General features: G+C 70.5%; 23 protein-coding genes and 1 riboswitch. Of the genes, 21 read left to right on the top strand and 2 right to left on the bottom strand.

The features are described 5' to 3' along the window. Positions 1-189: 189 nt before the first annotated feature. The gene (locus tag U9R90_RS04430) at positions 190-1,122 is read right to left on the bottom strand and encodes a cation diffusion facilitator family transporter (RefSeq protein ID WP_411055042.1); all 933 of its coding nucleotides are present in this window, start codon (positions 1,120-1,122) and stop codon (positions 190-192) included. A gap of 407 nt (positions 1,123-1,529) precedes the next feature. Between U9R90_RS04430 and U9R90_RS04425 the strand changes: the two genes are divergently transcribed. The 19 genes from U9R90_RS04425 to U9R90_RS04335 all read left to right on the top strand — a co-directional run bounded on the left by U9R90_RS04425 (position 1,530) and on the right by U9R90_RS04335 (position 22,722). Beyond that, positions 1,530-3,350: a DUF5941 domain-containing protein gene (locus U9R90_RS04425; protein WP_411057639.1), complete on the top strand. Its 1,821-nt coding sequence runs from the start codon at positions 1,530-1,532 to the stop codon at positions 3,348-3,350. Further along, a complete protein-coding gene (locus tag U9R90_RS04420; protein ID WP_411055041.1) occupies positions 3,347-4,084 on the top strand; it encodes a sugar phosphate nucleotidyltransferase in 738 nt (245 codons plus the stop codon). Before U9R90_RS04425 ends, U9R90_RS04420 begins: the two co-directional genes overlap by 4 nt. Next, positions 4,072-5,139: an iron-containing alcohol dehydrogenase family protein gene (locus U9R90_RS04415; protein ID WP_411055040.1), complete on the top strand. Its 1,068-nt coding sequence runs from the start codon at positions 4,072-4,074 to the stop codon at positions 5,137-5,139. The genes U9R90_RS04420 and U9R90_RS04415 overlap by 13 nt, the downstream gene beginning before the upstream one ends. Then, complete coding sequence (locus tag U9R90_RS04410; RefSeq protein WP_411055039.1) at positions 5,117-5,896, top strand: CDP-alcohol phosphatidyltransferase family protein; 780 nt, start codon at positions 5,117-5,119, stop codon at positions 5,894-5,896. Before U9R90_RS04415 ends, U9R90_RS04410 begins: the two co-directional genes overlap by 23 nt. Before the next feature lie 41 nt (positions 5,897-5,937). Then, entirely contained in the window at positions 5,938-6,783 is an 846-nt protein-coding gene (locus U9R90_RS04405; protein ID WP_411057638.1) for a glycosyltransferase family 2 protein, read from the top strand. Positions 6,784-6,878: 95 nt separating this feature from the next. Further along, entirely contained in the window at positions 6,879-7,817 is a 939-nt protein-coding gene (locus U9R90_RS04400; RefSeq protein ID WP_411055038.1) for an ABC transporter permease, read from the top strand. Continuing rightward, a complete protein-coding gene (locus U9R90_RS04395; protein ID WP_411055037.1) occupies positions 7,810-8,589 on the top strand; it encodes an ABC transporter ATP-binding protein in 780 nt (259 codons plus the stop codon). Before U9R90_RS04400 ends, U9R90_RS04395 begins: the two co-directional genes overlap by 8 nt. A gap of 301 nt (positions 8,590-8,890) precedes the next feature. After that, the gene (hpnC, locus tag U9R90_RS04390) at positions 8,891-9,820 is read left to right on the top strand and encodes a squalene synthase HpnC (RefSeq protein ID WP_411055036.1); all 930 of its coding nucleotides are present in this window, start codon (positions 8,891-8,893) and stop codon (positions 9,818-9,820) included. Beyond that, positions 9,817-10,767, top strand: coding sequence for a presqualene diphosphate synthase HpnD (gene hpnD, locus U9R90_RS04385; RefSeq protein WP_411055035.1), 951 nt, complete (start codon positions 9,817-9,819; stop codon positions 10,765-10,767). The genes hpnC and hpnD overlap by 4 nt, the downstream gene beginning before the upstream one ends. Before the next feature lie 136 nt (positions 10,768-10,903). Next, the gene (gene hpnE / locus U9R90_RS04380) at positions 10,904-12,379 is read left to right on the top strand and encodes a hydroxysqualene dehydroxylase HpnE (RefSeq protein ID WP_411055034.1); all 1,476 of its coding nucleotides are present in this window, start codon (positions 10,904-10,906) and stop codon (positions 12,377-12,379) included. Next, on the top strand, positions 12,376-13,482 hold the full coding sequence (locus U9R90_RS04375; RefSeq protein WP_411055033.1) for a polyprenyl synthetase family protein: 1,107 nt from the start codon (positions 12,376-12,378) through the stop codon (positions 13,480-13,482). The genes hpnE and U9R90_RS04375 overlap by 4 nt, the downstream gene beginning before the upstream one ends. Positions 13,483-13,632: 150 nt before the next feature. After that, positions 13,633-15,600: a squalene--hopene cyclase gene (gene shc, locus U9R90_RS04370; protein WP_411055032.1), complete on the top strand. Its 1,968-nt coding sequence runs from the start codon at positions 13,633-13,635 to the stop codon at positions 15,598-15,600. A gap of 5 nt (positions 15,601-15,605) precedes the next feature. Next, a complete protein-coding gene (locus U9R90_RS04365; protein ID WP_411057637.1) occupies positions 15,606-16,256 on the top strand; it encodes a 1-hydroxy-2-methyl-2-butenyl 4-diphosphate reductase in 651 nt (216 codons plus the stop codon). Between the two features lie 5 nt (positions 16,257-16,261). Then, positions 16,262-17,284 carry an adenosyl-hopene transferase HpnH gene (gene hpnH / locus U9R90_RS04360; protein ID WP_411055031.1) on the top strand — a complete coding sequence of 341 codons (1,023 nt, stop codon included), beginning with the start codon at positions 16,262-16,264 and terminating at the stop codon, positions 17,282-17,284. Positions 17,285-17,288: 4 nt separating this feature from the next. Beyond that, a complete protein-coding gene (gene ispG, locus U9R90_RS04355; RefSeq protein WP_411055030.1) occupies positions 17,289-18,476 on the top strand; it encodes a flavodoxin-dependent (E)-4-hydroxy-3-methylbut-2-enyl-diphosphate synthase in 1,188 nt (395 codons plus the stop codon). Between the two features lie 29 nt (positions 18,477-18,505). Continuing rightward, complete coding sequence (gene dxs / locus U9R90_RS04350; RefSeq protein WP_411055029.1) at positions 18,506-20,398, top strand: 1-deoxy-D-xylulose-5-phosphate synthase; 1,893 nt, start codon at positions 18,506-18,508, stop codon at positions 20,396-20,398. After that, on the top strand, positions 20,395-21,846 hold the full coding sequence (locus tag U9R90_RS04345; protein ID WP_411055028.1) for an aspartate aminotransferase family protein: 1,452 nt from the start codon (positions 20,395-20,397) through the stop codon (positions 21,844-21,846). Before dxs ends, U9R90_RS04345 begins: the two co-directional genes overlap by 4 nt. A 76-nt stretch (positions 21,847-21,922) precedes the next feature. Next, positions 21,923-22,558, top strand: coding sequence for a helix-turn-helix domain-containing protein (locus tag U9R90_RS04340; protein ID WP_411055027.1), 636 nt, complete (start codon positions 21,923-21,925; stop codon positions 22,556-22,558). 47 nt (positions 22,559-22,605) lie between these two features. Further along, positions 22,606-22,722, top strand: a complete 117-nt coding sequence (locus U9R90_RS04335; protein ID WP_411057636.1) for a DUF6126 family protein — start codon at positions 22,606-22,608, stop codon at positions 22,720-22,722. A gap of 43 nt (positions 22,723-22,765) precedes the next feature. On the opposite strand, the gene U9R90_RS04330 is transcribed toward U9R90_RS04335, so the two are convergent. Next, positions 22,766-23,563 (bottom strand): tyrosine-protein phosphatase, encoded by a 798-nt coding sequence (locus U9R90_RS04330; protein ID WP_411055026.1) that lies wholly within the window; start codon positions 23,561-23,563, stop codon positions 22,766-22,768. Between the two features lie 392 nt (positions 23,564-23,955). Next, positions 23,956-24,147: riboswitch (cyclic di-AMP (ydaO/yuaA leader) on the top strand. Between the two features lie 4 nt (positions 24,148-24,151). Here U9R90_RS04330 and U9R90_RS04325 point away from each other — a divergent pair. Beyond that, entirely contained in the window at positions 24,152-25,072 is a 921-nt protein-coding gene (locus tag U9R90_RS04325) for a LysM peptidoglycan-binding domain-containing M23 family metallopeptidase (RefSeq protein WP_411055025.1), read from the top strand. 197 nt (positions 25,073-25,269) lie between these two features. Beyond that, on the top strand, positions 25,270-26,064 hold the full coding sequence (locus U9R90_RS04320) for an SGNH/GDSL hydrolase family protein (RefSeq protein ID WP_411055024.1): 795 nt from the start codon (positions 25,270-25,272) through the stop codon (positions 26,062-26,064). The last annotated feature ends 60 nt before the right edge of the window (positions 26,065-26,124 follow it).

Below are 26,124 nucleotides of genomic sequence, written 5' to 3'. Positions count from 1 at the left end.
TGCGCGGGGGCGCCGATGCGCCGGATCAGCCGCGAGCCCGGGGGATGGGGACAACCTTGTCGCTGCGCACGGCAGCGCTCCACACGACGGTCATCAACCCACCTCCCTGAGAATCGCTGGCCAGCCTAACACCCTCGATGATCTACGCCGCCGTCAGCGGCAGAACCGCCGTCAGCCGCAGAGCTGCCGTCAGTGGCAGAGCTTCGGCTCGTGCTCGGCGTGCCCGCTGGGCTCCAACTGGAAGGTGCAGTGCTCGACGTCGAAGTGATCCCCCAGGCATCCCTGCAGGTCGTGCAGCATCTTCTCGTGGCCGACCGAGTCCAGCATCTCGGCCGCGACGACCACATGCGCGGAGAGCACCGGCATCCCGGAGGTGATCGTCCAGGCATGCAGATCGTGGACGTCCTCGACGCCGGGCAGGGCCAGTATGTGCGCCCGCATCTCGGCCATGTCCACGCCCTTGGGGGCGGACTCCAGGAGCACGTTCAGGGTCTCGCGCAGGAGCTTGACGGTACGCGGCACGATCATCAGGCCGATCACCAGCGAGGCGATCGGGTCGGCCGCCTGCCAGCCGGTCAGGATGATGACGGCCGCCGAGATGATCACGGCGGCCGAGCCCAGCGCGTCCGCCAGCACCTCAAGGAACGCGCCCCGCACATTGAGGCTCTCCCGCTGGCCGCGCATCAGCAGCGACAGCGAGACGACGTTCGCGACCAGGCCGATGACGCCGAAGACGATGGCGAGGCCGCCCTTGGTCTCGGCCGGGGTGATGAACCGCTCGATCGCCTCGTACAGCACATAACCGCCGACACCGAGCAGCAGCAGACAGTTGGCGAGCGCGGCCAGGATCTCCGCCCGCGCGAACCCGAAGGTCCGGTTGCCGCTCGCCGGCCGGTTGGCGAAGTAGATCGCCAGCAGCGCCATACTCAGGCCGACCGCGTCCGTCGCCATGTGCGCCGCGTCGGCGACCAAGGCCAGCGAGTCCGCCATGATCCCGCCGACGATCTCCACCACCATGACGCCGAGCGTGATCGACAGCGCGATGCGCAGCCGTCCCCGGTACCGGGCGGCGGCGGTGCCCGACGTGGGTGCGGCATGGCCGTGATCGTGGCCGGCTCCCATGAATACCCCTCTGAATCGCGTGGTTCTCGGTCGTTTCCGGTCCCGTGTTCCTCCTGCGCGTCAGCCAGTCAACTACGGGGTGGGGGTATCTGGCAACACGGCAGTGAACACCGTTGTCATGTGCTCTGACCTGCGGAAATGCCTGCAGGTCAGAGCCTTGGGGAGATCGCTTGGCGGGACCGTGCCCCAGGGCGTGGTTTGTGGTGTGCACCCTTGATCCACGATGATGGCCCGGGCGTTCGCGCCTGGGCAGACCCAGATGGTCGGGCCGTAAACGGCCGGTGAACGAAGGCATCTGAACATCCGATAGCCTCTGCCGACGTGCCGCCCGGCCTCTCGTCAACCGGGGGACCCCCCTCACGTATGCCTCCGGCGCCCCGCGTCGGCCCCCCAAGGAGTGAGTTCGTCTGTCGACCGCCATCCTCACCGGTACTCCGGTTCCCGGCTCGTCGCTTGAGGGTGACCTGCGGGAGCTGGGCTTCGACGTGCGGGTCGCCTCCAGCGCCGAGGACACCGAGACCCTGCTCGCCGCGACCGCGGCGGACGAACGGGTCGCGGTCGTCGACGCCGACTTCGTGGGGCATGTGCACGCACTCCGGCTCGGCCTCACCGACCCCCGCTTCCACGCCAGCGCCATCCCCGGCGCGGTCTCCGTCCTGCCGTCGGCCCGCCAGGCGCTGACCGGCGCGGTGCGCGCGGCGACCGGCAAGGACGGCGGCAGCGTCGCGGTGCACACCCTCGCCGACCGCGTGGCCGATGAACTGGCCGCGGCGGACACCGAGGTGCACCACCCCGACCTCGGTTCCCTGGTCGCCACCGTGCCCACCGACCCGCAATCCCGCAACGAGGCCCGGCAGGCCGTCGCGTCCGTGGACGACGAGGCGGTACGCCTGCGCACCGCGGTCAAGTCACGGGACGGCTTCTTCACGACGTACTGCGTCAGCCCGTACTCGCGCTACCTCGCCCGCTGGTGCGCCCGCCGCGGCTTCACCCCGAACCAGGTCACCACCGCCTCGCTGCTCACCGCGCTGATCGCGGCCGGGTGCGCGGCGACCGGCACCAGGGTCGGCTTCGTCGCGGCCGGTGCGCTGCTGATCTTCTCGTTCGTCCTGGACTGCACCGACGGGCAGCTCGCCCGCTACTCGCTCCAGTACTCCACGCTGGGCGCCTGGCTGGACGCGACCTTCGACCGCGCCAAGGAGTACGCCTACTACGCCGGCCTCGCACTCGGCGCGGCCCGCGGCGGAGACGACGTCTGGGCGCTCGCCCTGGGCGCGATGGTGCTGCAGACCTGCCGCCATGTCGTGGACTTCTCCTTCAACGAGGCCAACCACGACGCCACCGGCGCTGGTAAATCTGTCACGGGCAGCCCCACCGCCGCCCTGTCCGACAAGCTCGACAGCATCGGCTGGACGGTCTGGCTGCGCCGGATGATCGTGCTGCCGATCGGCGAGCGCTGGGCGCTGCTCGCCGTGCTGACGGCTGTCACCACCCCGCGCATCACCTTCTCCGTACTGCTGATCGGCTGCGCGTTCGCCGCCTGCTACACCACGGCCGGGCGGCTGCTGCGCTCGCTGACCCGCCGGGCGACCCGAACCGACCGGGCGGCCCGCGCCCTGGCCGACCTCGCCGACAGCGGTCCGCTCGCCCAGCTCTGCGCGGCGCGGCTCGGCGCACTCGCCGGCAAGCTGCCCGCCTTCGCGGCACCCGCCGCCGCCCTGCTCGGCGGGGCGCTCCTGGTCGCCGTCGCCGCCTTCACCGACTTCGGCGGACCCTGGACGGCGCTCGCGGCACTCGGCTACGTACTCGCCTCGGGTCTCGCGGTCGCCGCGCCCCTCAAGGGCTCCCTGGACTGGCTGGTCCCTCCGTTCTTCCGCGCCGCCGAGTACGGCACGGTCCTTGTGCTCGCCGCCAAAGCGGAGGTGAACGGGGCCTTGCCTGCGGCCTTCGGACTGGTGGCCGCCGTCGCCTACCATCACTACGACACGGTGTACCGCATTCGCGGTGGCACCGGCGCGCCCCCGCACTGGCTGGTGCGGGCGATCGGCGGGCACGAAGGCAGGACGCTGGCGGTCGCGGTCGCCGCCGCCCTGCTGTCCGCACAAGTTTTCACCGTCGCGCTCACGGCTCTCGCCGTGGCCGTGGCACTAGTGGTGCTCAGCGAGAGCATCCGCTTCTGGGTGTCCTCCCAAGCACCCGCCGTACACGATGAAGGAGAACCCGCATGATCGGCCTCGTGCTGGCGGCCGGCGCCGGACGGCGTCTTCGCCCCTACACGGACACCCTGCCCAAGGCTCTGGTGCCCGTCGATGGTGACACCACCATCCTCGACCTGACGCTCGGCAACTTCGCCGAGATCGGTCTGACCGAGGTCGCGATCATCGTCGGCTACAAGAAGGAAGCCGTCTACGAGCGTCAGGCGGCCCTTGAGGAGAAGTACGGCCTCAAGCTCACCCTGATCGACAACGACAAGGCCGAGGAGTGGAACAACGCCTACTCCCTGTGGTGCGGCCGTGACTCGATCAAGCACGACGTGATCCTCGCCAACGGCGACACCGTGCACCCGGTCTCCGTCGAGAAGACCCTGCTGGCCGCCCGCGGCAACGGCCAGAAGATCATCCTCGCCCTCGACACGGTGAAGCAGCTCGCCGACGAGGAGATGAAGGTCATCGTCGACGCCGAGAAGGGCGTCCAGAAGATCACCAAGCTGATGGACCCGGCCGAGGCCACCGGCGAGTACATCGGCGTCACCCTCATCGAGGGCTCCGCCGCCGACGAGCTCGCCGACGCGCTGAAGACCACCTTCGAGCGCGACCCCGACCTCTACTACGAGGACGGCTACCAGGAGCTCGTGAACCGCGGCTTCAAGGTGGACGTGGCGCCGATCGGCGACGTCAAGTGGGTCGAGATCGACAACCACGAGGACCTGGCCAAGGGGCGGGAGATCGCGTGCCAGTACTGACGAGGCTCATCCCCTCGCCGGTCGTCGTCGACATCAGGGCGGGGGCCCTGAACGACCTGGCCTCCGTCCTGGCCGATCAGCGGATCTCGTCGTCGACCGGCAGGCTCGCCTTCGCCATCAGCGGCGGCTCGGGCGCGGTCCTGCGCGAGCGGCTCGCCCCGTCGCTGCCCAACGCCGACTGGTTCGAGGTGGGCGGCGGCACGCTGGACGACGCCGTCAAGCTGGCCGACGCCCTGAAGAAGGGCCGTCGCTACGACGCGGTCGTGGGCCTCGGCGGCGGCAAGATCATCGACTGTACGAAGTTCGCCGCCGCGCGCGTCGGGCTGCCCCTGGTCGCCGTCGCCACGAACCTGGCGCACGACGGCCTGTGCTCGCCCGTCGCGACCCTGGACAACGACGCGGGCCGCGGCTCGTACGGTGTCCCGACCCCGATCGCGGTCGTTATCGACCTCGACGTGGTCCGTGAGGCGCCGGTGCGCTTCGTGCGGTCCGGCATCGGCGACGCGGTCTCGAACATCTCCTGCATCGCCGACTGGGAGCTGTCGAACCGCGAGACCGGCGAGGCGATCGACGGTCTGGCCGCGGCCATGGCACGCCAGGCGGGCGAGGCGGTCCTGCGCCACCCCGGCGGCGTGGGCGACGACGCCTTCCTGCAGGTACTCGCCGAAGGGCTGGTGCTCACCGGCATCTCGATGTCGGTCGCGGGCGACTCACGCCCCGCGTCCGGCGCCTGCCACGAGATCAACCACGCCTTCGACCTGCTGTTCCCCAAGCGGGCGGCGAGCCACGGCGAGCAGGTCGGTCTGGGCGCGGCTTTCGCGATGCATCTGCGCGGAGCCCGCGAGGAGTCGGCCTACATGGCGGAGGTGCTGCGCCGCCACGGCCTGCCCGTGCTGCCCAGCGAGATCGGCTTCACCGCGGACGAGTTCGTCCAGGTCGTGGCGTACGCCCCGCAGACCCGCCCGGGCCGCTTCACCATCCTCGAGCACCTCGACCTGTCCACCGACCAGATCAGGGACGCATACGCCGACTATGCAAAAACCATCGGTAGCTGAGCTGCGTCCGGTCGTTCACCCTCCGGGTGTGAAGGACCGGCGCAGCGGTGAGCACTGGGCCGGCCGGCTCTATATGCGCGAGCTTTCGCTGCGCATCGACCGGCACCTGGTGAACACGCGGGTCACGGCCAACCAGCTGACCTATCTGATGACCGTCGCCGGCGCCCTCGCCGCCCCGGCCCTGCTGGTGCCGGGGATCACGGGCGCCGTGCTCGGCGTGGTGATGGTCCAGCTGTACCTGCTGCTCGACTGCGTCGACGGCGAGATCGCGCGCTGGAAGAAGCAGTTCTCGCTCTCCGGGGTCTACCTGGACCGGGTGGCCGCCTACCTGTGCGACGCCGCGGTCCTGGTCGGCTTCGGCCTGCGCGCCGCCGACCTGTGGGGCGAGGGACGGATCGACTGGCTGTGGGCCTTCCTCGGCACCCTGGCCGCACTCGGCGCCATCCTGATCAAGGCCGAGACCGACCTCGTCGGCGTCGCACGTCACCAGGGCGGGCTGCCGCCGGTCAAGGAGGCGGCGTCCGAGCCGCGCTCGTCCGGTATGGCGCTGGCCCGCAAGGCCGCCGCGGCGCTGAAGTTCCACCGGCTGGTCCTCGGCGTCGAGGCGTCGCTGCTGATCCTGTTCCTGGCGGTCCTGGACACGGTCAGGGACGACCTGTTCTTCTCGCGGCTCGGCGTCGCCGTCCTGGCCGGTATCGCCCTGCTGCAGACCGCGCTGCACCTCGTGTCCATCCTCGCCTCAAGCAGGCTCAAGTGAGTACGCCGGGGCCGCTGAAGGTCGGCGCGGTGATCATCACCATGGGCAACCGCCCCGAGGAGCTGCGCGCCCTGCTCGACTCGGTCGCCAAGCAGGACGGCGACCGGGTCGAGGTGGTCGTCGTCGGCAACGGCTCCCCGGTTCCGGAGGTCCCCGCGGGCGTACGGACCGTCGAGCTGCCGGAGAACCTCGGCATCCCCGGCGGCCGCAACGTCGGCATCGAGGCCTTCGGACACAGCGGCCAGGACGTGGACATCCTGCTCTTCCTGGACGACGACGGCCTGCTGCCGAACACCGACACCGCCGAGCTCTGCCGCCAGGCGTTCACCGCCGACCCGCGGCTGGGCATCATCAGCTTCCGTATCGCCGACCCGGACACCGGCGAGACCCAGCGTCGGCACGTCCCGCGGCTGCGGGCGTCCGACCCGATGCGCTCCTCGCGGGTCACCACCTTCCTGGGCGGTGCCAACGCGGTACGCACCCGGGTGTTCGCCGAGGTAGGCGGGCTGCCGGACGACTTCTTCTACGCCCACGAGGAGACCGATCTGGCCTGGCGGGCCCTGAACGCCGGCTGGCTGATCGACTACCGCTCGGACATGGTGCTCAACCACCCGACGACCGCCCCGTCCCGGCATGCGGTCTACCACCGGATGGTCGCCCGCAACCGGGTCTGGCTCGCCCGCCGCAACCTGCCCGCCCCGCTGGTCCCCGTCTATGTCGGGGTCTGGCTTCTGCTCACCTTGGCCAGACGCCCCTCGCGGCCCGCGCTCAAGGCATGGTTCGGCGGCTTCAAGGAGGGCTGGACGACTCCGTGCGGGCCCCGGCGTCCCATGAAGTGGCGTACGGTATGGCGCCTGACCCGACTGGGCCGACCTCCTGTCATCTGACAAGCTCGTGTCTGAGAGCATTCGGGCCACCACCCCCTGGCCCCGGTTTGCCGTGCGCGAACCGGTAGCGCATCTGAAGACGAAAGTTTCCACTTGTGAGTGAGACAACGCATGACGGCGGTGTCGCGGTGACCATGCCACCGTCGCCCGATGACGGGCTCTCCGGCGCCGAGCTGGCCGCCAAGTACGGGCTGAGCCAGAGCGGCGCCCGGCCGGGTCTGATCGAGTACGTCCGCCAGCTGTGGGGACGTCGGCATTTCATCCTGGCCTTCTCGCAGGCGAAGCTCACCGCCCAGTACAGCCAGGCCAAGCTCGGCCAGCTCTGGCAGGTGGCGACGCCGCTGCTGAACGCCGCGGTCTACTTCTTTATCTTCGGCCTGCTGCTCGGCGCCCGAGAGGGCATCCCGGACCATATCTATGTGCCGTTCCTGGTGACCGGCGTCTTCGTCTTTACCTTTACCCAGAGCTCGGTGCTGGCCGGTGTCCGGTCGATCTCCGGAAACCTCGGCCTGGTGCGCGCGCTGCACTTCCCACGCGCGTCACTGCCGATCTCGTTCTCGCTCCAGCAGCTCCAGCAGCTGCTGTTCTCGATGATCGTGCTCGTAGTGATCACGGTGGGGTTCGGCATCTTCCCCACCTGGTCGTGGTTCCTGGTGGTGCCGGCCCTGGCGCTGCAGTTCGTCTTCAACACCGGGCTCGCGCTGATCTTCGCGCGGCTGGGCAGCAAGACGCCTGACCTGGCGCAGCTGATGCCGTTCGTGTTGCGCACCTGGATGTATGCGTCGGGTGTCATGTACTCCATCCCGGCGATGCTCGCGACGAAGGAAGACGTCCCCGCCTGGGTCACCGACGTCCTGCAGTGGAACCCGGCCGCGATCTACATGGACCTGGTCCGCTTCGCGCTGATCGACGACTACGGCACCGAGTACCTGCCGCCGCACGTCTGGGCCGCAGCGGTGGCCTGGGCGCTGCTGGCCGGTGTGGTGGGCTTTGTGTACTTCTGGAAGGCAGAGGAGCGGTACGGCCGTGGCTGAGCAGAGAGCGGACGCGCACGTCCCCACCGTCATCGCGGACGATCTGCACATCGTCTACCGCGTGAACGCGGGTGGCCGCGGCAAGGGCAGCGCCACCGCGGCGCTGAACCGCATCATCCGGCGCGGCGAGTCGCCCGGTGTGCGCAAGGTGCACGCGGTCAAGGGGGTCTCGTTCACCTCCTACCGCGGTGAGGCGATCGGCCTGATCGGCTCGAACGGCTCCGGAAAGTCCACGCTGCTGCGGGCCATCGCCGGACTGCTCCCCGCCGAGAAGGGCAGGGTCTACACCGACGGCCAGCCCTCACTGCTTGGCGTGAACGCGGCCCTGATGAACGACCTGACCGGCGAGCGGAACGTCATACTCGGCGGGCTCGCGATGGGCATGACACGCGAGCAGATCAGGGCGCGGTACCAGGAGATCGTCGACTTCTCCGGGATCAACGAGAAGGGTGACTTCATCACCCTCCCCATGCGCACCTACTCCTCCGGCATGGCCGCCCGCCTGCGTTTCTCCATCGCGGCCGCCAAGGACCACGACGTCCTCATGATCGACGAGGCGCTGGCCACCGGCGACCGCAAGTTCCAAAAGCGCTCCGAGGCCCGCATTCGCGAACTGCGCAAGCAGGCCGGAACGGTCTTCCTGGTCAGCCACAACAACAAGTCGATCCGGGACACCTGCGACCGGGTGCTGTGGCTGGAACGCGGCGAGCTGCGTATGGACGGCCCCACCGACGAGGTACTCAAGGAGTACGAGAAGTTCACCGGCAAATAGGCCGGAAAGCTCGCACCGCCCCGCTGGTATTCCACTGGCGGGGTTTTTCCTTGGTCAACTACGCTCCGCGCCAGGAATGTTGACATGAATCGGTGCGTTGTTGTGATGTGCGGAACACCCCCGTCACACCGGCCGGGGCTGTACAACGTAAGCTGGGTCAGTCAGCGGCGTGTCCGAAATGGGGCGTATTAGGTCGACAGTGTAGAACGGGAGATATGACGGCAATGGCTACGGAAGACTCCCAGCTCCGCGAGGCTTTCGCCGTCCGCGGCCCAGGCAGCGCACGGTGACGGGAGGCCGGGTGGCAAGCTCCGGCGTCCAGCCCCGCGCGACGCTCGACAAGGCCGCCGACGAGAACTTCCCGGTGGCCCCCTTCTTTCTGCCGCGGGCCTGGCGCTCCGACCTGATCGCCGTGTACGGCTTCGCCCGCCTGGTCGACGACATCGGCGACGGCGACCTCGCCCCCGGCGGCGCCGACGCCCGCGTGCTGGGCGTGTCCTCCGAGGTCGCGCGGGGTGCGGCACACTCCACCGCCGCCGAGAGCGGGGCGGACCGGCTGGCGATGCTGGACGCCTTCGAGACCGATCTGCACCGGGTCTTCCACGGTCCCGAAGAGCCCCGCCACCCCCTGCTGCGGGCCCTGCGCCCGACGGTGCGGCGGTGCCGACTGACCCCCGAACCCTTCCTCGCCCTGATCGAGGCCAACCGGCAGGACCAGCTGGTCACACGGTACGAGACCTACGACGACCTGCTGGCGTACTGCGAGCTCTCCGCCAACCCCGTCGGCCGACTCGTGCTGGCCATCACCGGCACCGAGAGCCCCGAGCGGGTCCGCCGCTCCGACGCGATCTGCACCGCCCTGCAGATCGTGGAGCACCTCCAGGACGTCAGCGAAGACCTGGCCAGGGACCGGATCTACCTCCCGGCCGAGGACATGAAGCGCTTCTCGGTCACCGAAACCGACCTCGCCGCCCGCACCGCGGGCGCACCCGTGCGCGCGCTGGTCGCATACGAAACGGAACGCGCCTGGCGCCTCCTGAATGAAGGGACCCCGCTGGTGGGTAGCGTGCACGGCAGACTCAGACTGCTGCTCGGCGGATTCGTGGGCGGGGGGCGCGCGGCGCTGCGCGCGATCGAGGCCGCGGGACACGACGTACTTCCAGGACCGCCGAGGCCCGGCAAGGCGCGGCGGTTGCGTGAAGTGGGCGTGGCGCTGCGAGGAGAAGGGTGAACCGGACGGTGGAGGGCAAGACGCAGGTGTCCGCACCGGTGCAGGCCGCGTACAGCTACTGCGAGGCCGTGACCGGGCAGCAGGCACGTAACTTCGCGTACGGCATCAGGCTGCTGCCCGCGGCCAAGCGGCGCGCGATGTCCGCGCTCTACGCCTTCTCGCGGCGGGTGGACGACATCGGCGACGGCGCCCTGGAGCCGGAGGTCAAGGCCGCCCGTCTGGAGGACACCCGCGCCCTGCTCGGCCGGGTACGCGCGGGCGAGGTCGACGAGGACGACACCGACCCGGTGGCGGTCGCCCTCAGCCATGCCGCGCAGGAGTTCCCCATCCCGCTCGGCGGGCTCGACGAACTCATCGACGGCGTCCTGATGGACGTACACGGCCAGACCTACGAGACCTGGGACGACCTCAAGGTCTACTGCCGCTGTGTCGCGGGCGCCATCGGGCGGCTCTCGCTCGGTGTGTTCGGCACCGACCCCGGCGCACGGCATGCCGAACGCGCCCCCGAGTACGCCGATACGCTGGGCCTGGCCCTCCAGCTCACCAACATTCTCCGCGACGTACGCGAGGACGCCGAGGGCGGGCGCACCTATCTGCCCGCCGACGACCTCGCCAAGTTCGGCTGCTCCGCCGGATTCTCAGGCTCCGAGCCCCCACCGGGCGCGGACTTCGCGGGCCTGGTCCACTTCGAAGTACGCCGCGCCCGCGCCCTGTTCGCCGAGGGCTACCGGCTGCTGCCCATGCTGGACCGGCGCAGCGGCGCCTGTGTCGCCGCCATGGCCGGGATCTACCGCCGCCTGCTCGACCGGATCGAGCGCGAGCCCGAGGCCGTCCTCAGCGGCCGGGTCTCGCTGCCGGGCCGCGAGAAGGCCTTGGTCGCCGTGCGCGGTCTCACCGGACTCGACGCCCGGCACATCTCCCGGCAGTCCGCCCGGAGGCTGTCATGAGGCGCGGCCGGGCCACCTGGACCGCGGTACGGACGAATCCCCGCGATCGGTGCGCAACCCTCCGCCGCCCGGCTGCGTCCCCCACTGCGACGGCCTGCCGAGTGATCGTCCGCGGCTGGGCCGAAGGGGAGGGCGCATGACCGCGTACGAGAAGCCGTCGGTCGGGTCACCGCGCGCCGCGGACCTCCCGTCCGCCCCGGGCGAGCAGCGGGCGGACGGTCCTGCCACGGCCTCCGCCGTCGTGGTCGGCGGCGGCCTCGCCGGGATCACCGCGGCGCTCTCGCTGGCCGACGCGGGCCTGCGGGTCACGCTCCTCGAAGGGCGGCCGCGGCTCGGCGGACTCGCCTTCTCCTTCCAGCGCGGCGAGCTCACCGTCGACAACGGCCAGCATGTGTATCTGCGGTGCTGCACGGCCTACCGCTGGTTTTTGGACCGGGTCGATGGCGCCGCACTCGCCCCGCTGCAGGACCGCCTCGACGTGCCCGTGCTCGACGCGGGAGGCCCGGCGGCCACCGCGAACGGACACGGGCTGCGGCTCGGCCGACTCCGCAGGACCGCGCTCCCGGTGCCGCTGCACCTGGCCGCGAGCCTGTCCACGTATCCGCATCTCTCGCTCGCCGAGCGGGCCAAGGTGGGGCGCGCCGCCCTCGCCCTCAAGAGCCTCGACCTGGCCGATCCCGCCCTGGACGACCAGGACTTCGGGAGCTGGCTGGCCCGGTACGGCCAGTCGCCGCGCGCGGTGGAGGCCCTCTGGGACCTGGTCGGCATCGCCACGCTCAACGCCACGGCGGGCGACTCCTCGCTGGGGCTCGCCGCCATGGTCTTCAAGACCGGGTTGCTCTCGGAGCCCGGCGCCGCCGACATCGGCTGGGCCCGGGTGCCGCTCGGCGAACTGCACGACACCCTCGCCCGCAAGGCCCTGGACAAGGCCGGGGTACGGACCGAGACCCGCGCCCGGGTCACCGGAGTCGCCCGCGGGGACGACGGACGCTGGCGCGTGGACACCGCCGACGCGCGGCTCGACGCCGATGCGGTGGTGCTCGCCGTACCGCAGCGCGAGGCCCACGATCTGCTCCCCGAAGGGGCGCTGGAGCAGCCCGGCGCGCTCCTGGACATCGGCACCGCGCCGATTCTGAACATCCACGTCGTCTACGACCGCAAGGTACTCAAGCGGCCCTTCTTCGCCGCGCTCGGCAGCCCGGTCCAGTGGGTCTTCGACCGCACCGACGCCTCCGGACTCCAGGGCGGCGGCCAGTACCTCGCCCTGTCCCAGTCCGCCGCCCAGGACGAGATCGACGCACCCGTCGCCGCCCTGCGCGCGCGCTACCTGCCGGAGCTGGAGCGGCTGCTGCCCGCCGCCCGCGGCGCCGGGGTACGCGACTTCTTCGTCACTCGGGAGCGGACAGCGACGTTCGCCCCCACGCCCGGTGTGGGCCGGCTCAGGCCCGGCGCCCGCACCAGGGCCCCCGGCCTGTATCTGGCCGGCGCGTGGACGGCCACCGGCTGGCCCGCGACCATGGAGAGCGCGGTACGCAGCGGCAGCGCAGCCGCGCAGGCCGCTCTCTCCGTACTCGGTCGCCCCCATGACCATCTTTTCCAGGAGGCGGCATGAGCAGCAGTACGAGTACCGGATCAAGAGGAGAGAGTGTGCCGCCAGTGCCTTCGGCCCCCACGGCTACCGACGCCACGGATGTGACCGCGCTGCTCGAGCGCGGACGGACCATGGCCACGCCGGTGCTGCGCGCCGCCGTGGACCGGCTCGCACCGCCCATGGACACCGTCGCCGCCTACCACTTCGGCTGGATCGACGCCGAGGGGCGGCCGTCCGCGGGCGACGGAGGCAAGGCCGTACGACCCGCCCTCGCCCTGCTCTCCGCCGAAGCGGCCGGAGCGGCACCCGAGGTCGGCATCCCCGGCGCGGTCGCCGTGGAGCTCGTGCACAACTTCTCGCTGCTGCACGACGACCTGATGGACGGCGACGAACAGCGCCGCCACCGGGACACCGTCTGGAAGGTGCACGGACCCGCCCAGGCGATCCTGGTCGGCGACGCCCTGTTCGCCCTGGCCAACGAGATCCTGCTGGAGATCGGCACCGTCGAGGCGGGCCGCGCGACCCGCCGCCTGACCACCGCGACCCGCGCCCTGATCGACGGCCAGGCCCAGGACATCTCCTACGAACACCGCGAGCGGGTCTCCGTCAGGGAGTGCCTGGAGATGGAGGGCAACAAGACCGGCGCCCTGCTGGCCTGCGCGGTCTCCATCGGCGCGGTGCTCGGCGGCGCCGACGACCGCACCGCGGACGTCCTGGAGAAGTACGGCTACCACCTCGGCCTCGCCTTCCAGGCCGTGGACGACCTGCTGGGCATCTGGGGCGACCCGGAGGCCACCGGCAAGCAGACCTGGAGCGACCTGCGCCAGCGCAAGAAGTCGCTGCCCGTGGTGGCCGCGCTCGACGCGGGCGGCCCGGCGTCGGAGCGGCTCGGCGAGCTGCTCGCGGCCGACGCCAAGAGCACGGACTTCGACTCCTTCTCGGAGGAGGAGTTCGCCGCCCGCGCCGCCCTGATCGAGGAGGCCGGGGGCCGCGAGTGGACCGCCGAGGAGGCCCGCAGGCAGCACACGGTCGCCATCGAGGCACTGGACGCCGTCGACATGCCGGACCGGGTGCGGGCCCAGCTGGTGGCGCTCGCCGACTTCGTCGTCGTCCGGAAGAGATGACGGAGCAGATGACGGAAGAGATGATCGCCATCGGCCCTATACGCGCTTCTTCGGGGGGTGACCGCACGGCCCCCTAGCAGTCGCCACCGGCACCCGCCGCGTCGGTTGACCGCAGTCCCAGCAGATGACCAACTGCACGAAGGGGAAGCCATGACAGCGACGACCGACGGAAGCACCGGAGCCCTGCCGCCCCGGGCGCCATCGGCCAGCGAGACCGCAGCGGCCCCCGGCGCGCGCGAGACGGCGCGGCGGGCCAGCGAGCGGGCGATCGACTTTCTCCTCTCCCGGCAGGACAGCGAGGGGTGGTGGAAGGGTGACCTGGAAACCAACGTCACCATGGACGCCGAGGACCTGCTGCTGCGTCAGTTCCTCGGCATCCGGGACGAGAAGACCACCCAGGCCGCGGCCCTCTTCATCCGCGGCGAGCAGCGCGACGACGGCGCCTGGGCCACCTTCTACGGCGGGCCCGGGGAGCTGTCCGCCACCGTCGAGGCCTATGTCGCGCTGCGGCTGGCCGGTGACGCGCCGGACGCCGCGCACATGGCACGGGCCTCCGCCTGGATCAGGGCCGGCGGTGGCATCGCCGCCAGCCGGGTCTTCACCCGGATCTGGCTCGCCCTCTTCGGCTGGTGGAAGTGGGACGACCTGCCCGAACTGCCCCCGGAGCTGATCTACCTCCCCAAGTGGGTGCCGCTCAACATCTACGACTTCGGCTGCTGGGCGCGGCAGACCATCGTGCCGCTCACCATCGTCTCGGCCAAGCGGCCGGTACGCCCCGCGCCGTTCCCGCTCGACGAACTGCACACCGACGCCCGCAACCCCAACCCGGCCAAGCCGCTGGCATCCATGGCCAGTTGGGACGGCGTCTTCCAGCGGCTCGACAAGGTCCTGCACGGATACCACAAGGTCGCCCCGCGCGCACTGCGCAAGACGGCCATGCGGTCTGCCGCCCGCTGGATCATCGAGCGGCAGGAGAACGACGGCTGCTGGGGCGGCATCCAGCCGCCCGCCGTGTACTCGGTGATCGCCCTGCACCTGCTCGGCTACGACCTCGACCACCCCGTACTGCGCGAAGGGCTCGCCTCGCTGGACCGCTTCGCCGTCTGGCGCGAGGACGGCGCCCGCATGATCGAGGCCTGTCAGTCCCCGGTCTGGGACACCTGCCTGGCCACCATCGCGCTGGCCGACGCCGGGGTGCCCGCCGACCACCCGCAGCTGGTCAAGGCCGCCGACTGGATGCTGGGCGAGCAGATCGACCGGCCGGGCGACTGGTCCGTACGCAGGCCAGGCCTGGAACCCGGCGGCTGGGCGTTCGAGTTCCACAACGACAACTACCCGGACATCGACGACACCGCCGAGGTGGTACTCGCGCTGCGCCGGGTCAAGCACCCCGACCCCGCACGGGTCGAGGCGGCCATCGGCCGCGGCGTCCGCTGGACCCGGAACATGCAGTCCAGGAACGGTGCCTGGGGCGCCTTCGACGCCGACAACACCAGCTCCTTCCCGAACCGCCTGCCGTTCTGCGACTTCGGCGAAGTGGTCGACCCGCCGTCGGCCGACGTCACCGCGCATGTGGTGGAGATGCTCGCCTACGAGGGCCAGGCGCACCACCCGCGCGCCCGCCGCGGCATCGAATGGCTGCTGGCCGAACAGGAAGCGGACGGCTCCTGGTTCGGACGCTGGGGCGTCAACTACCTGTACGGGACAGGGTCGGTGGTCCCCGCCCTGATCGCGGCCGGACTGCCCGCGGCACACCCGGCCGTCCGGCGCGCGGTCGGCTGGCTGGAATCCGTACAGAACGACGACGGCGGCTGGGGCGAGGACCTGCGCTCCTACCGGGACAGCGGCTGGGTGGGGCGCGGCGAGTCCACCGCGTCGCAGACCGGCTGGGCGCTGCTCGCACTGCTCGCGGCGGGGGAGCGGGAGTCCAAGTCCGTGGAACGGGCCGTCAGCTGGCTCGCCGAGACCCAGCGCCCGGACGGCTCCTGGGACGAGCCGTACTTCACCGGCACCGGCTTCCCCTGGGACTTCTCCATCAACTACCACCTCTACCGGCAGGTCTTCCCGCTCACCGCGCTGGGCCGGTATCTGCACGGGACCGGCCACAAGGGGGGCTGATGGGCATGACCGAAGAGGCCACCCAGCCCCTGGGGCCGCTGCTGATCGCCTGCGCGCTCGGCATCGAGCGCCTCGCCCTGCGCGGCGGCGACCACAGCGGCGCCCCGGGCCCGGTCACCGTACTGCGCACCGGCATGGGCCCCAGGGCCGCCGAGCGTGCCGTCACCCGCACGCTCGGTGACCCCGCCTTCCGGCACGCGGCGGTCATCGCCACCGGGTTCTGCGCCGGCCTGGCCCCCGGGATGCACCCCGGCGACCTGGTGGTCGCCGACGAGACCCGCTCCCCGGACGGCACCACCACCCGCTGTGTCGGCACCGATCTCCTGCTGAAGGAGCTGGTCCGCGCGGTGCCCGGGCACACCGTGCACACCGGCCCGATGACCGGCTCCGACCATGTCGTACGCGGCCAGGAGCGCGCCGAGCTACTGGCCAAGGGTTCGATCGCGGTGGACATGGAGTCCGCGGCGACGTTGCACAGCGCGATCCGCTCGGGGCCACGCCCGGTTGCGGCCGTACGGGTGATCGTGGACGCTCCAGAGCATGAACTGGTCCGTATCAGCACGGTGCGCGGTGGAATATCAGCCTTCCGTGTTCTTCGTGCCGTACTTCCCGCTTTCTACGAATGGCACCGTTCTTTGCTGCTCCCTCGGAGGTGAGCTAGATGGCCATGCCGCTTCGCCAGTCCATCAAGGTTGCGACGTACCTCTTTGAACAGAAGCTCCGCAAGCGGGACAAGTTCCCGTTGATCGTCGAGCTGGAACCGCTCTTCGCGTGCAACCTCGCGTGCGAGGGCTGCGGGAAGATCCAGCATCCGGCCGGCGTGCTCAAGCAGCGGATGCCGGTCGCGCAGGCCGTGGGCGCGGTCCTCGAGTCCGGGGCGCCGATGGTGTCCATCGCCGGCGGCGAGCCGCTGATGCACCCTCAGATCGACGAGATCGTCCGGCAGTTGGTGGCCAGGAAGAAGTACGTCTTCCTCTGCACGAATGCCATGCTGCTGCGCAAGAAGATCGAGAAGTTCACGCCTTCCCCGTACTTCGCGTTCGCCGTGCACATCGACGGAATGCGGGAGCGCCACGACGAGTCCGTGGCGAAGGAAGGGGTCTTCGACGAGGCGGTGGCGGCCATCAAGGAGGCCAAGAAGCGCGGCTTTAGGGTCACCACCAACTCGACGTTCTTCAACACCGACACCCCGCAGACCATCATCGAGGTGCTGAACTTCCTCAACGACGACCTGCAGGTCGACGAGATGATGCTGTCGCCCGCCTACGCGTACGAGAAGGCGCCTGACCAGGACCACTTCCTCGGCGTCGACCAGACCCGGGAACTGTTCAAGAAGGCCTTCGCGGGCGGCAACCGGCGGCGCTGGCGGCTCAACCACTCGCCGCTGTTCCTCGACTTCCTCGAGGGCAAGGTCGACTTCCCGTGCACCGCGTGGGCCATCCCCAACTACTCGCTCTTCGGCTGGCAGCGGCCCTGCTACCTGATGAGCGACGGGTACGTCCCCACCTACCGCGAGCTCGTCGAGGAGACCGACTGGGACAAGTACGGCCGCGGCAGGGACCCGCGCTGCGACAACTGCATGGCGCACTGCGGCTACGAGCCCACGGCCGTACTCGCCACCATGGGGTCACTCAAGGAGTCGCTGCGCGCGGCCCGCGAGACCGTCGGCGGAAACCGCGGGTGACGTCATGAGCGGCGAACCTGTCTCACTCGGGCTGCCCGAACCTCCGGCCAGGCCCATCGCCGAGCGTCGCCGTTCGCGGCAGATCCAGGTCGGGTCGGTGGCCGTGGGCGGGGACGCGCCGGTGTCGGTGCAGTCGATGACCACGACCCGGACGTCCGATATCGGGGCGACGCTGCAGCAGATCGCGGAGCTGACGGCGTCGGGGTGTCAGATCGTGCGGGTGGCGTGTCCGACGCAGGATGACGCGGACGCGCTGGCGACGATCGCGCGCAAGTCGCAGATCCCGGTGATCGCCGACATCCACTTCCAGCCCAAGTACGTGTTCGCGGCCATCGATGCCGGGTGTGCGGCGGTGCGGGTGAACCCGGGCAACATCAAGCAGTTCGACGACAAGGTCAAGGAGATCGCCAAGGCGGCGTCGGCGAGTGGCACGCCGATCCGGATCGGGGTCAACGCCGGGTCGCTGGACGCACGGCTGCTGCAGAAGTACGGCAAGGCCACCCCGGAGGCGCTGGTCGAGTCCGCGCTGTGGGAGTGCTCCCTGTTCGAGGAGCACGGCTTCCGCGACATCAAGATCTCCGTCAAGCACAACGATCCGGTGGTGATGGTCAACGCCTACCGGCAGCTGGCCGCCCAGTGCGACTACCCGCTGCATCTGGGGGTGACCGAGGCCGGTCCGGCGTTCCAGGGCACCATCAAGTCGGCCGTCGCGTTCGGGGCGCTGCTGAGTGAGGGGATCGGGGACACGATCCGGGTGTCGCTGTCGGCGCCGCCGGCCGAGGAGGTCAAGGTCGGGATGCAGATCCTGGAGTCGCTGAACCTCAAGCAGCGGCGTCTGGAGATCGTGTCGTGTCCGTCGTGTGGGCGGGCGCAGGTGGATGTGTACAAGCTGGCTGAGGAGGTCACGGCGGGTCTGGACGGCATGGAGGTGCCGCTGCGGGTCGCGGTGATGGGCTGTGTCGTGAATGGTCCGGGTGAGGCGCGGGAGGCGGACCTGGGGGTGGCCTCGGGCAACGGCAAGGGGCAGATCTTCGTGAAGGGTGAGGTCATCAAGACCGTGCCGGAGTCGAAGATCGTGGAGACCCTGATCGACGAGGCCATGAAGATCGCCGAACAGATGGAACGCGACGGGGTGTCATCGGGCACCCCGGCTGTCAGCGCGGTCAACGGGCCCGCGGTGACCGTGAGCTGAGCACAGGAGAACTACCGAGGGGGCCGAGCATGACGATTCTGGAGACCATCCGCGGGCCACGCGACCTGAAGTCACTGAACGACGAACAACTCGGTCAACTGGCCGAGGACATCCGAGAGTTCCTGGTCCAGGCGGTCGCCCGCACCGGCGGTCACCTGGGCCCCAACCTGGGCGTGGTGGAGCTGTCCATCGCCCTGCACCGGGTCTTCGACTCACCCGTCGACCGCCTGGTGTGGGACACCGGCCACCAGAGCTATGTGCACAAGCTGCTCACCGGGCGCCAGGACTTCTCCAAACTCCGCGGCAAGGGCGGCCTGTCCGGCTACCCCTCGCGCGAGGAGTCCGAACACGACATCGTCGAGAACAGCCACGCCTCCACCGCACTCGGCTGGGCGGACGGCCTGGCCAAGGCCCAGCGGGTACGCGGCGAGGTCGGCCATGTCGTCGCCGTCATCGGGGACGGCGCGCTGACCGGCGGCATGGCCTGGGAGGCGCTCAACAACATCGCCGCCGCCAAGGACCAGCCGCTGATCATCGTCGTCAATGACAACGAACGCTCCTACGCGCCGACCATCGGCGGCCTCGCCAACCACCTGGCCACCCTGCGCACCACCGACGGCTACGAGCGGGTACTGGCCTGGGGCAAGGACGTACTCCAGCGCACCCCCGTGGTCGGGCAGCCGCTGTACGAATCGCTCCACGGCGCGAAGAAGGGGTTCAAGGACGCCTTCGCGCCCCAGGGGATGTTCGAGGACCTGGGGCTGAAATACGTAGGACCCATCGACGGACACGACATCGGGGCCGTCGAGTCGGCACTGCGCCGCGCCAAACGCTTCCACGGCCCCGTCCTGGTGCACTGCCTCACCGAGAAGGGGCGCGGCTACGAGCCCGCTCTCGCGGACGACGCCGACCGGTTCCACACGGTCGGCGTGATGGACCCGCTGACCTGCGAGCCGCTCGCGCCTTCCAACGGACCTTCCTGGACCTCGGTGTTCGGCGACGAGATCGTGGCGATCGCCGAGGAGCGGCCTGACATCGTGGCGATCACGGCGGCCATGCTGCACCCGGTGGGGCTCACCAAGTTCGCCGAGCGGTTCCCGGACCGCATCTGGGACGTCGGGATCGCCGAGCAGCACGCCACCGTGTCCGCGGCGGGGCTCGCCACGGGCGGGCTGCACCCGGTGGTCTCCGTCTACGCCACCTTCCTGAACCGCGCCTTCGACCAGCTGCTCATGGATGTCGCGCTGCACCGGTGCGGGGTCACCTTCGTCCTGGACCGGGCCGGGGTCACTGGAGTCGACGGGCCCTCGCACAACGGCATGTGGGACCTGTCGGTGCTCCAGGTCGTGCCGGGGCTGCGGATCGCGGCGCCACGCGACGCGGGCCAGCTGCGGGCGCAGCTGCGCGAGGCGGTCGACGTCGCCGACGGGCCGACCCTGATCCGGTACCCCAAGGAGTCCGTGGGGCCCGAGATCCCGGCGATCGACCGGGTCGGCGGGATGGACGTACTGCACCGGGCGGCCGATCCGCAGGTGCTGCTGGTCGGGGTCGGTGTGATGGCGCCGGTCTGCCTCCAGGCCGCCGAGCTGCTCGAGTCGCGGCGGATCGGCTGCACCGTCGTCGACCCGCGCTGGGTCAAGCCCGTCGACGCCGAGCTGCCCGGGTTCGCCGCGCGGCACCGCCTGGTGGCCGTCGTCGAGGACAACAGTCGTACGTCCGGCGTGGGCGCCGCGGTCGGCCAGGCGCTGTCCGACGCGGAGGTGGACCTGCCGCTGCGGACGTTCGGCATCCCCGAGCAGTTCCTGGCGCACGCGAAGCGGGGTGAGGTCCTGGCCGACGTCGGGCTCACCCCGGTGGACATCGCCGGGCGGATCGGCGCCAGCATCGGGCGTAGAGACGCGGGTAAGGAGAACGACGTATGACGAGTGCCGAGCTGCCCGGCCGGTCCGACGGGCCCGGCGGGTCCGACCCGTCCGACCCGTCCGACCGTAAGGAGTTCGACCTGGGCAGACTCCTGGCCGAGCGCGGGTCGGAGCGGTACGAGCTGCATGCGCGGCACCTCAACCACCAGCTGCCGCGCATGCTGCACACCATCGGCTTCGACAAGGTCTACGAGCGGGCCGAAGGCGCGCACTTCTGGGACGCGGAGGGCAACGACTACCTGGACATGCTCGCCGGGTTCGGGGTGATGGGCCTCGGCCGCCACCACCCCGTCGTCCGCAAGGCGTTGCACGACGTCCTGGACGCCTCGCTCGCCGACCTCACCCGCTTCGACTGCCCGCCGCTGCCGGGCCTGCTCGCCGAGCGGCTGCTGACCCACAGTCCGCATCTGGACCGGGTGTTCTTCGGCAACAGCGGCACCGAGGCCGTGGAGACCGCCCTGAAGTTCGCCCGGTACGCGACCGGCAGGCCCAGGGTCCTGTACTGCGCGCACGCCTTCCACGGGCTGACCACCGGCTCCCTGTCGGTGAACGGCGAGGAGGGGTTCCGCGACGGCTTCGCGCCACTGCTGCCGGACACGGCCGTCGAGCTCGGCGACCTGAAGGCGCTGGAGCGGGAGCTGAAGCGCGGGGACGTGGCGGCTCTGATCGTCGAGCCGATCCAGGGCAAGGGCGTACACGAGCCGCCGCCGGGCTATCTGCGCGCCGCCCAGGAGCTGCTGCACCGGCACAAGGCGCTGCTGATCGCGGACGAGGTGCAGACGGGCCTCGGCAGGACCGGGGACTTCTACGCCTACCAGCACGAGGAGGGCGTGGAGCCGGATCTCGTCTGCGTGGCGAAGGCGCTCTCGGGCGGCTATGTGCCGGTCGGGGCGACCCTCGGCAAGGACTGGATCTTCAAGAAGGTCTTCTCGTCCATGGACCGGGTGCTGGTGCACTCGGCGAGCTTCGGATCCAACGCCCAGGCGATGGCGGCGGGGCTCGCCGTGCTGTCCGTCATGGAGGACGAGCAGGTCGTCGCCCATGCCCGGGCCATGGGCGAGCTGCTGACGTCGCGGCTTACCGCGCTCGTCGACCGCTACGAGCTGCTGCACGAGGTACGCGGGCGCGGCCTGATGATCGGCATCGAGTTCGGGAAGCCCTCGTCGCTGAAGCTGCGCAGCCGGTGGGCGGCGCTCCAGGTGGCGCGCAAGGGCCTGTTCGCGCAGATGGTGGTCGTACCGCTGCTGCAGAAGCACCGGATCCTCACCCAGGTCTCCGGCGACCACCTGGAGGTGATCAAGCTGATCCCGCCGCTGACCATCGACGAGGCGGACGTGGACCGCTTCGTGGCCGCGTTCACGGCTGTCATGGACGAGGCGCACAGCGGCGGCGGACTGATGTGGGACTTCGGCAGGACGCTGGTGAAACAGGCGGTCGCCCATCGCTGACGGACACACCTCTGACGGATTTGCCTCTGAGGCAAGAAATTTGCCCCAAAGGTAAGGCTCTGGCTGAATCGGCTGTATGAGTCCTGCCGACCCAGCGGAACCGGACGCGGGCGCCGAGCTGCCCGCCGTGGCCCCGCAACTACGTGCCCTGCGGCGCCGCGCCTCGCTCACCCTGGAGGCCGCGGCGGCCGCCGCCCAGCTCTCGCCCGCCCATCTCTCCCGCCTGGAGACCGGGCAGCGCCAGCCGTCCCTGCCCACGCTGCTGGTGCTCGCCCGTACCTACGGTACGACGGTCTCGGAACTGCTCGGCGAGCGCGTCGCCGACCGGGACGCGGTCCTGCGCGGGGACGCCCAGGAGGCCACCGCGGCGGGCGGCTGGACCTACCGGCAGGCGGGGGCCCCGGGGCGCGGGATGCAGGCGCTGCGGGTGTGGGTGCCGTACGGGGCGCAGGGCGACATCGTGCGGGTGCATCCCGGCGAGGAGTGGCTGTACGTCCTGGCCGGGAAGCTGCGGCTCCGGCTCGGGGACACCGCGCACCTGCTGCGGCCCGGAGACAGCGCCCACTTCGACTCGCTCACCCCGCATCGGATCGCCGCCGCCGACCAGAGCGGGGCCGAGCTGTTGTTCGTCCACACCTTGCTGCAGAGTCCCACGGCCGCGCTGTGCCTCGGCGCGGACGCGGGCAACCGGATCACAGGAGACGCGACATGACCGAGCCCGAGCAGCCCGTCCGCAGGTCCGTGCCCGCGCGCACGTCGATGGAGGAGAAGTTCCCCCGCGCGCTCTGGGTCCGGCTGATCATCTATGTGGCCGTCGGCCATGTCTTCGCGGCCTTCATCTACCTGCTCTTCACGCTGGGCGCGCAGAACCGGTAGATCCGGCCGCTCCGTGGTTGTGTCGGATCCGCGGGATCCAGGGTCAGTCCAGCAGCTGCCCGCGGAGCCGCTCCCGCGTCTCGGGTGCCAGCCGCAGCCCCTCTCGCAGATAGCGCTCGACGGAGCCCCAGGTCTCGTCGATCGTGTCGAAGGCCGCCTCCAGATACTCGGCGCGGGCGTCGAAGAGCGGGCTGAGCAGCTCCATGACCTCGGGCGACATGGAGTTCGAGCCGTTGTTGCTGCGGTGCACCTTGTAGCGGCGGTGGGTGGCGTTGGACGCCAGGTAGTCGGTGAGGATGGCGGAGCGCTCGACGCCCACGGCGAGCAGCGTGACGGCGATCGACAGGCCCGCGCGGTCCTTGCCGGCCGCGCAGTGCATCAGCGCGGGCACGCTGTCCTCGGCGAGCGCGTGCAGCACCCGGCTGTGCTCGGCGGTCCGCTCCTTGATGATCATGCGGTACGTGGTGATCATCCGGTCCGCGGCCTGCCCGTCGGCCAGGGCGGCGCGCAGCTCCGCTATCTCGCCGTCCCGGACCATCTGCCAGAACTCCGCGCCGTGGGCCGGGTCGGTCAGCGGAAGGTTTACGTTCCGTACACCCGGAAGCTCGACGTCCGGGCCCTCGAGCTGCTGGTCCGCGGCATTGCGGAAGTCGAAAATCGTATGCAGTCCGAGGGAGGCCAAGAACGCGGCGTCCGTCTCGGTGGCGTGTGCGAGGTGGCCGCTGCGGAAGAGCCGTCCGGCCCGCATGCGTCTGCCGTCCACGGTCGGCAGGCCTGCCACGTCGCGGAAATTGCGCACTCCGGCCAGCTCGGGCTCGGTCGACGGGACCTGCTGCGTCACGGGGGCTCCTCCCGGTAAGCCGCCGGCGCTGCTCGCCTGCGGTGCGCGTCTTCGACGATACGACATCGATACGACATCGATGCCTGCGTCAACCACCTGTCCCGGCGTGACGCTGATGTGCCACCTGCGCCCTAAGCGATGAATGCCCGATTCAGGCTGTTCGCGGTAACTGGCCCTGGATTAAAGGGATGTGGCGCCTGACTGGTGAGCGGGATCATATTCGTGACGGTCTGTTGCGGCCGCCTCTCCTCAATTCCCTGCGGAAATCCGGATGGTGGAATGCGTTCATCGACGGAGTGTTACGGGAATTGCGTCAAAGGATCAGCTGCGGCCCATGGGGCTGGAATTGACTGCTTGTCTCCGCGCTTCCCGCTCGCTTACGGTCGCCGACGTCTGGATGGACGCCCAATCCTGCCGCCATCCGGACTTCCGCACACCCACCCGTCCACGGCAGGAGCGGGGGACCCACGGTAGAACGCCGTTCCGGGACTCCGGAGCGGCTTGGGGTGAAGCCACGCGAAAGCGCGGCCGGGCATCTCCAGCCCGAACCCGACAGCTCACCTCGTAGGCGCCGGAGAGGAATTCGCCATGCCCGCGAAGGGTAAGCACCGCCGTCCCAAGTCCGCGCGGATCAGCCGCCAGTTCGCCGTCGTCGGCACCGGTGGTGCCGCGCTCGCGCTGCCGCTGTTCGCCGCCAACAGCGCACAGGCCGCACCGTCGGCGGCCCCCGCCACCGCACCGGCCGCCGCACAGCAGGCCGCTCCCGCCGCGGCCCCGCAGACCGCTCCGGCCGCCGCTCCCACGGCCGCGCCGCAGGCCGCCGGGCAGACCTACTCCGTGGTGTCGGGCGACTCCCTGTCCCGTATCGCCGACAAGAAGGACGTCGACGGCGGCTGGAAGAAGCTCTACCAGGACAACCGCTCGGTCGTCGGTGAAGACCCGTCGCTGATCCTCCCGGGCATGAAGCTGAAGCTCGGTGCGGCCGACTCGCAGGCCAGCGCCCCGGCCAAGCCCAAGGCCAAGACCGAGGCCAAGCCCCAGGCCAAGGCCAAGCCCGCCGCCTCGACCAGCACCGCGTCCAAGGCCACGAAGGCCGCCACGACCACGGGCTTCACCGCCCCCGTCGCCGGAGGCGTCTCCACCCAGTACCGCGCGTCGGGCGCCATGTGGTCCAGCGGCTACCACACCGGCACCGACTTCGCGGCCCCCTCCGGCACGCCCATCAAGGCGGTCGGCGCGGGCACCGTCGTCTCCGCCGGCTGGAGCGGCTCGTACGGCAACGAGGTCGTCATCCGGCACGCCGACGGCCACTACTCCCAGTACGCCCACATGTCGTCGCTCGGCGTCTCCGCGGGCCAGAGCGTGTCCGGCGGCCAGCAGATCGGCCTGGTCGGTTCCACCGGCAACTCCACCGGACCGCACCTGCACTTCGAGATCCGGACCGGCCAGGGCTACGGCTCGGACGTCGACCCGCTCGCCTACCTGCGCTCGCACGGCGTCTCCATCTGACACGCACGGCACCGCCCGCCAGGGCACCAGCCGAACATGACGGCCGGGACCCCCACTTGGGGCCCCGGCCGTCGCGCATGTGGGGTACGCAGGTCTATTCCTGCTCGCGTACGTCGTTGTCGGTGGCATATCTCACCCGCCGTCAACCCCTGGCTACGGTCGCGTAGGTCACACCGGTGGGTGAAAGATATGGCGACGTGGACCACGATTCGACTTCCCTCATCCGCAGTGACGCATTCGGGTCGTACGTGGCTGTCGGCGACAGCTTCACCGAAGGCGTCGGAGACCCCGGCCCCGACGACACCTTCGTCGGCTGGGCCGACCGGCTCGCCGTGCTGCTCGCCGACCGGCACCCCGAACACTCCTTCCGCTACGCCAACCTCGCCGTACGCGGCAAGCTCCTCGACCAGATCGTCGAGGACCAGGTGCCGCGGGCCAAGGAGCTCGCCCCCGAACTGGTGAGCTTCTGCGCGGGCGGCAACGACATCATCCGGCCCGGCAGCGACCCCGACGACGTCGCCGAACGCTTCGAGCGGGCCGTCGCCGACCTCAAGAACTCCGTCGAGAACGTCCTGGTGACCACCGGATTCGACACCCGGGGCGTGCCGGTGCTGCGCCACCTGCGCGGCAAGGTCGCCACCTACACCGCACATGTCCGAGCCATCGCCGACCGCTACGACTGCCCCGTACTCGACCTGTGGTCCCTGAAGTCCGTACAGGACCGACGGGCCTGGGACGGCGACCGGCTGCACCTCTCCGCCGAGGGCCACACCCGGGTCGCCCTGCGCGCCGGCCAGGTGCTTGGCCTGCGGGTCCCGGCCGACCCCGACCAGCCGTGGCCGCCACTGCCGCCGCGCGGGGCCCTGGAGGACCGGCGCGACGACATCCAGTGGGCGCGCGAGTACCTGGTGCCCTGGATCGGGCGCAGGCTGCGCGGCGAGTCGTCGGGCGACCACGTGTCGGCGAAGCGGCCCCATCTGACCCCCCTGTAAGGGGTGTGCCGCGGGTCGGACGGGTGAGGAGGGCCAGGGGGCCGGGAGGGGCAGGCGGAT

Origin of the sequence: Streptomyces sp. E11-3, assembly GCF_046540415.1 — a bacterium.
In the GTDB taxonomy this organism is placed as follows: domain Bacteria; phylum Actinomycetota; class Actinomycetes; order Streptomycetales; family Streptomycetaceae; genus Streptomyces.
The sequence above is the reverse complement of the archived record's forward strand: the minus strand, read 5'-3'. Positions and strand labels throughout refer to the sequence as shown.

Bases quoted from the DNA above. Each gene is read 5' to 3' on its own strand.
- U9R90_RS04410 (WP_411055039.1), top strand. From the start codon at position 5,117: ATGCAAAAACCATCGGTAGCTGAGCTGCGTCCGGTCGTTCACCCTCCG.
- hpnE (WP_411055034.1), top strand. From the start codon at position 10,904: ATGACCGCGTACGAGAAGCCGTCGGTCGGGTCACCGCGCGCCGCGGAC.
- U9R90_RS04375 (WP_411055033.1), top strand. From the start codon at position 12,376: ATGAGCAGCAGTACGAGTACCGGATCAAGAGGAGAGAGTGTGCCGCCA.
- U9R90_RS04340 (WP_411055027.1), top strand. From the start codon at position 21,923: ATGAGTCCTGCCGACCCAGCGGAACCGGACGCGGGCGCCGAGCTGCCC.
- U9R90_RS04430 (WP_411055042.1), bottom strand. From the start codon at position 1,122: ATGGGAGCCGGCCACGATCACGGCCATGCCGCACCCACGTCGGGCACC.
- U9R90_RS04345 (WP_411055028.1), top strand. From the start codon at position 20,395: ATGACGAGTGCCGAGCTGCCCGGCCGGTCCGACGGGCCCGGCGGGTCC.
- U9R90_RS04335 (WP_411057636.1), top strand. From the start codon at position 22,606: ATGGAGGAGAAGTTCCCCCGCGCGCTCTGGGTCCGGCTGATCATCTAT.
- U9R90_RS04405 (WP_411057638.1), top strand. From the start codon at position 5,938: ATGGGCAACCGCCCCGAGGAGCTGCGCGCCCTGCTCGACTCGGTCGCC.
- shc (WP_411055032.1), top strand. From the start codon at position 13,633: ATGACAGCGACGACCGACGGAAGCACCGGAGCCCTGCCGCCCCGGGCG.
- U9R90_RS04420 (WP_411055041.1), top strand. From the start codon at position 3,347: ATGATCGGCCTCGTGCTGGCGGCCGGCGCCGGACGGCGTCTTCGCCCC.
- dxs (WP_411055029.1), top strand. From the start codon at position 18,506: ATGACGATTCTGGAGACCATCCGCGGGCCACGCGACCTGAAGTCACTG.
- hpnH (WP_411055031.1), top strand. From the start codon at position 16,262: ATGGCCATGCCGCTTCGCCAGTCCATCAAGGTTGCGACGTACCTCTTT.
- ispG (WP_411055030.1), top strand. From the start codon at position 17,289: ATGAGCGGCGAACCTGTCTCACTCGGGCTGCCCGAACCTCCGGCCAGG.
- U9R90_RS04365 (WP_411057637.1), top strand. From the start codon at position 15,606: ATGACCGAAGAGGCCACCCAGCCCCTGGGGCCGCTGCTGATCGCCTGC.
- U9R90_RS04325 (WP_411055025.1), top strand. From the start codon at position 24,152: ATGCCCGCGAAGGGTAAGCACCGCCGTCCCAAGTCCGCGCGGATCAGC.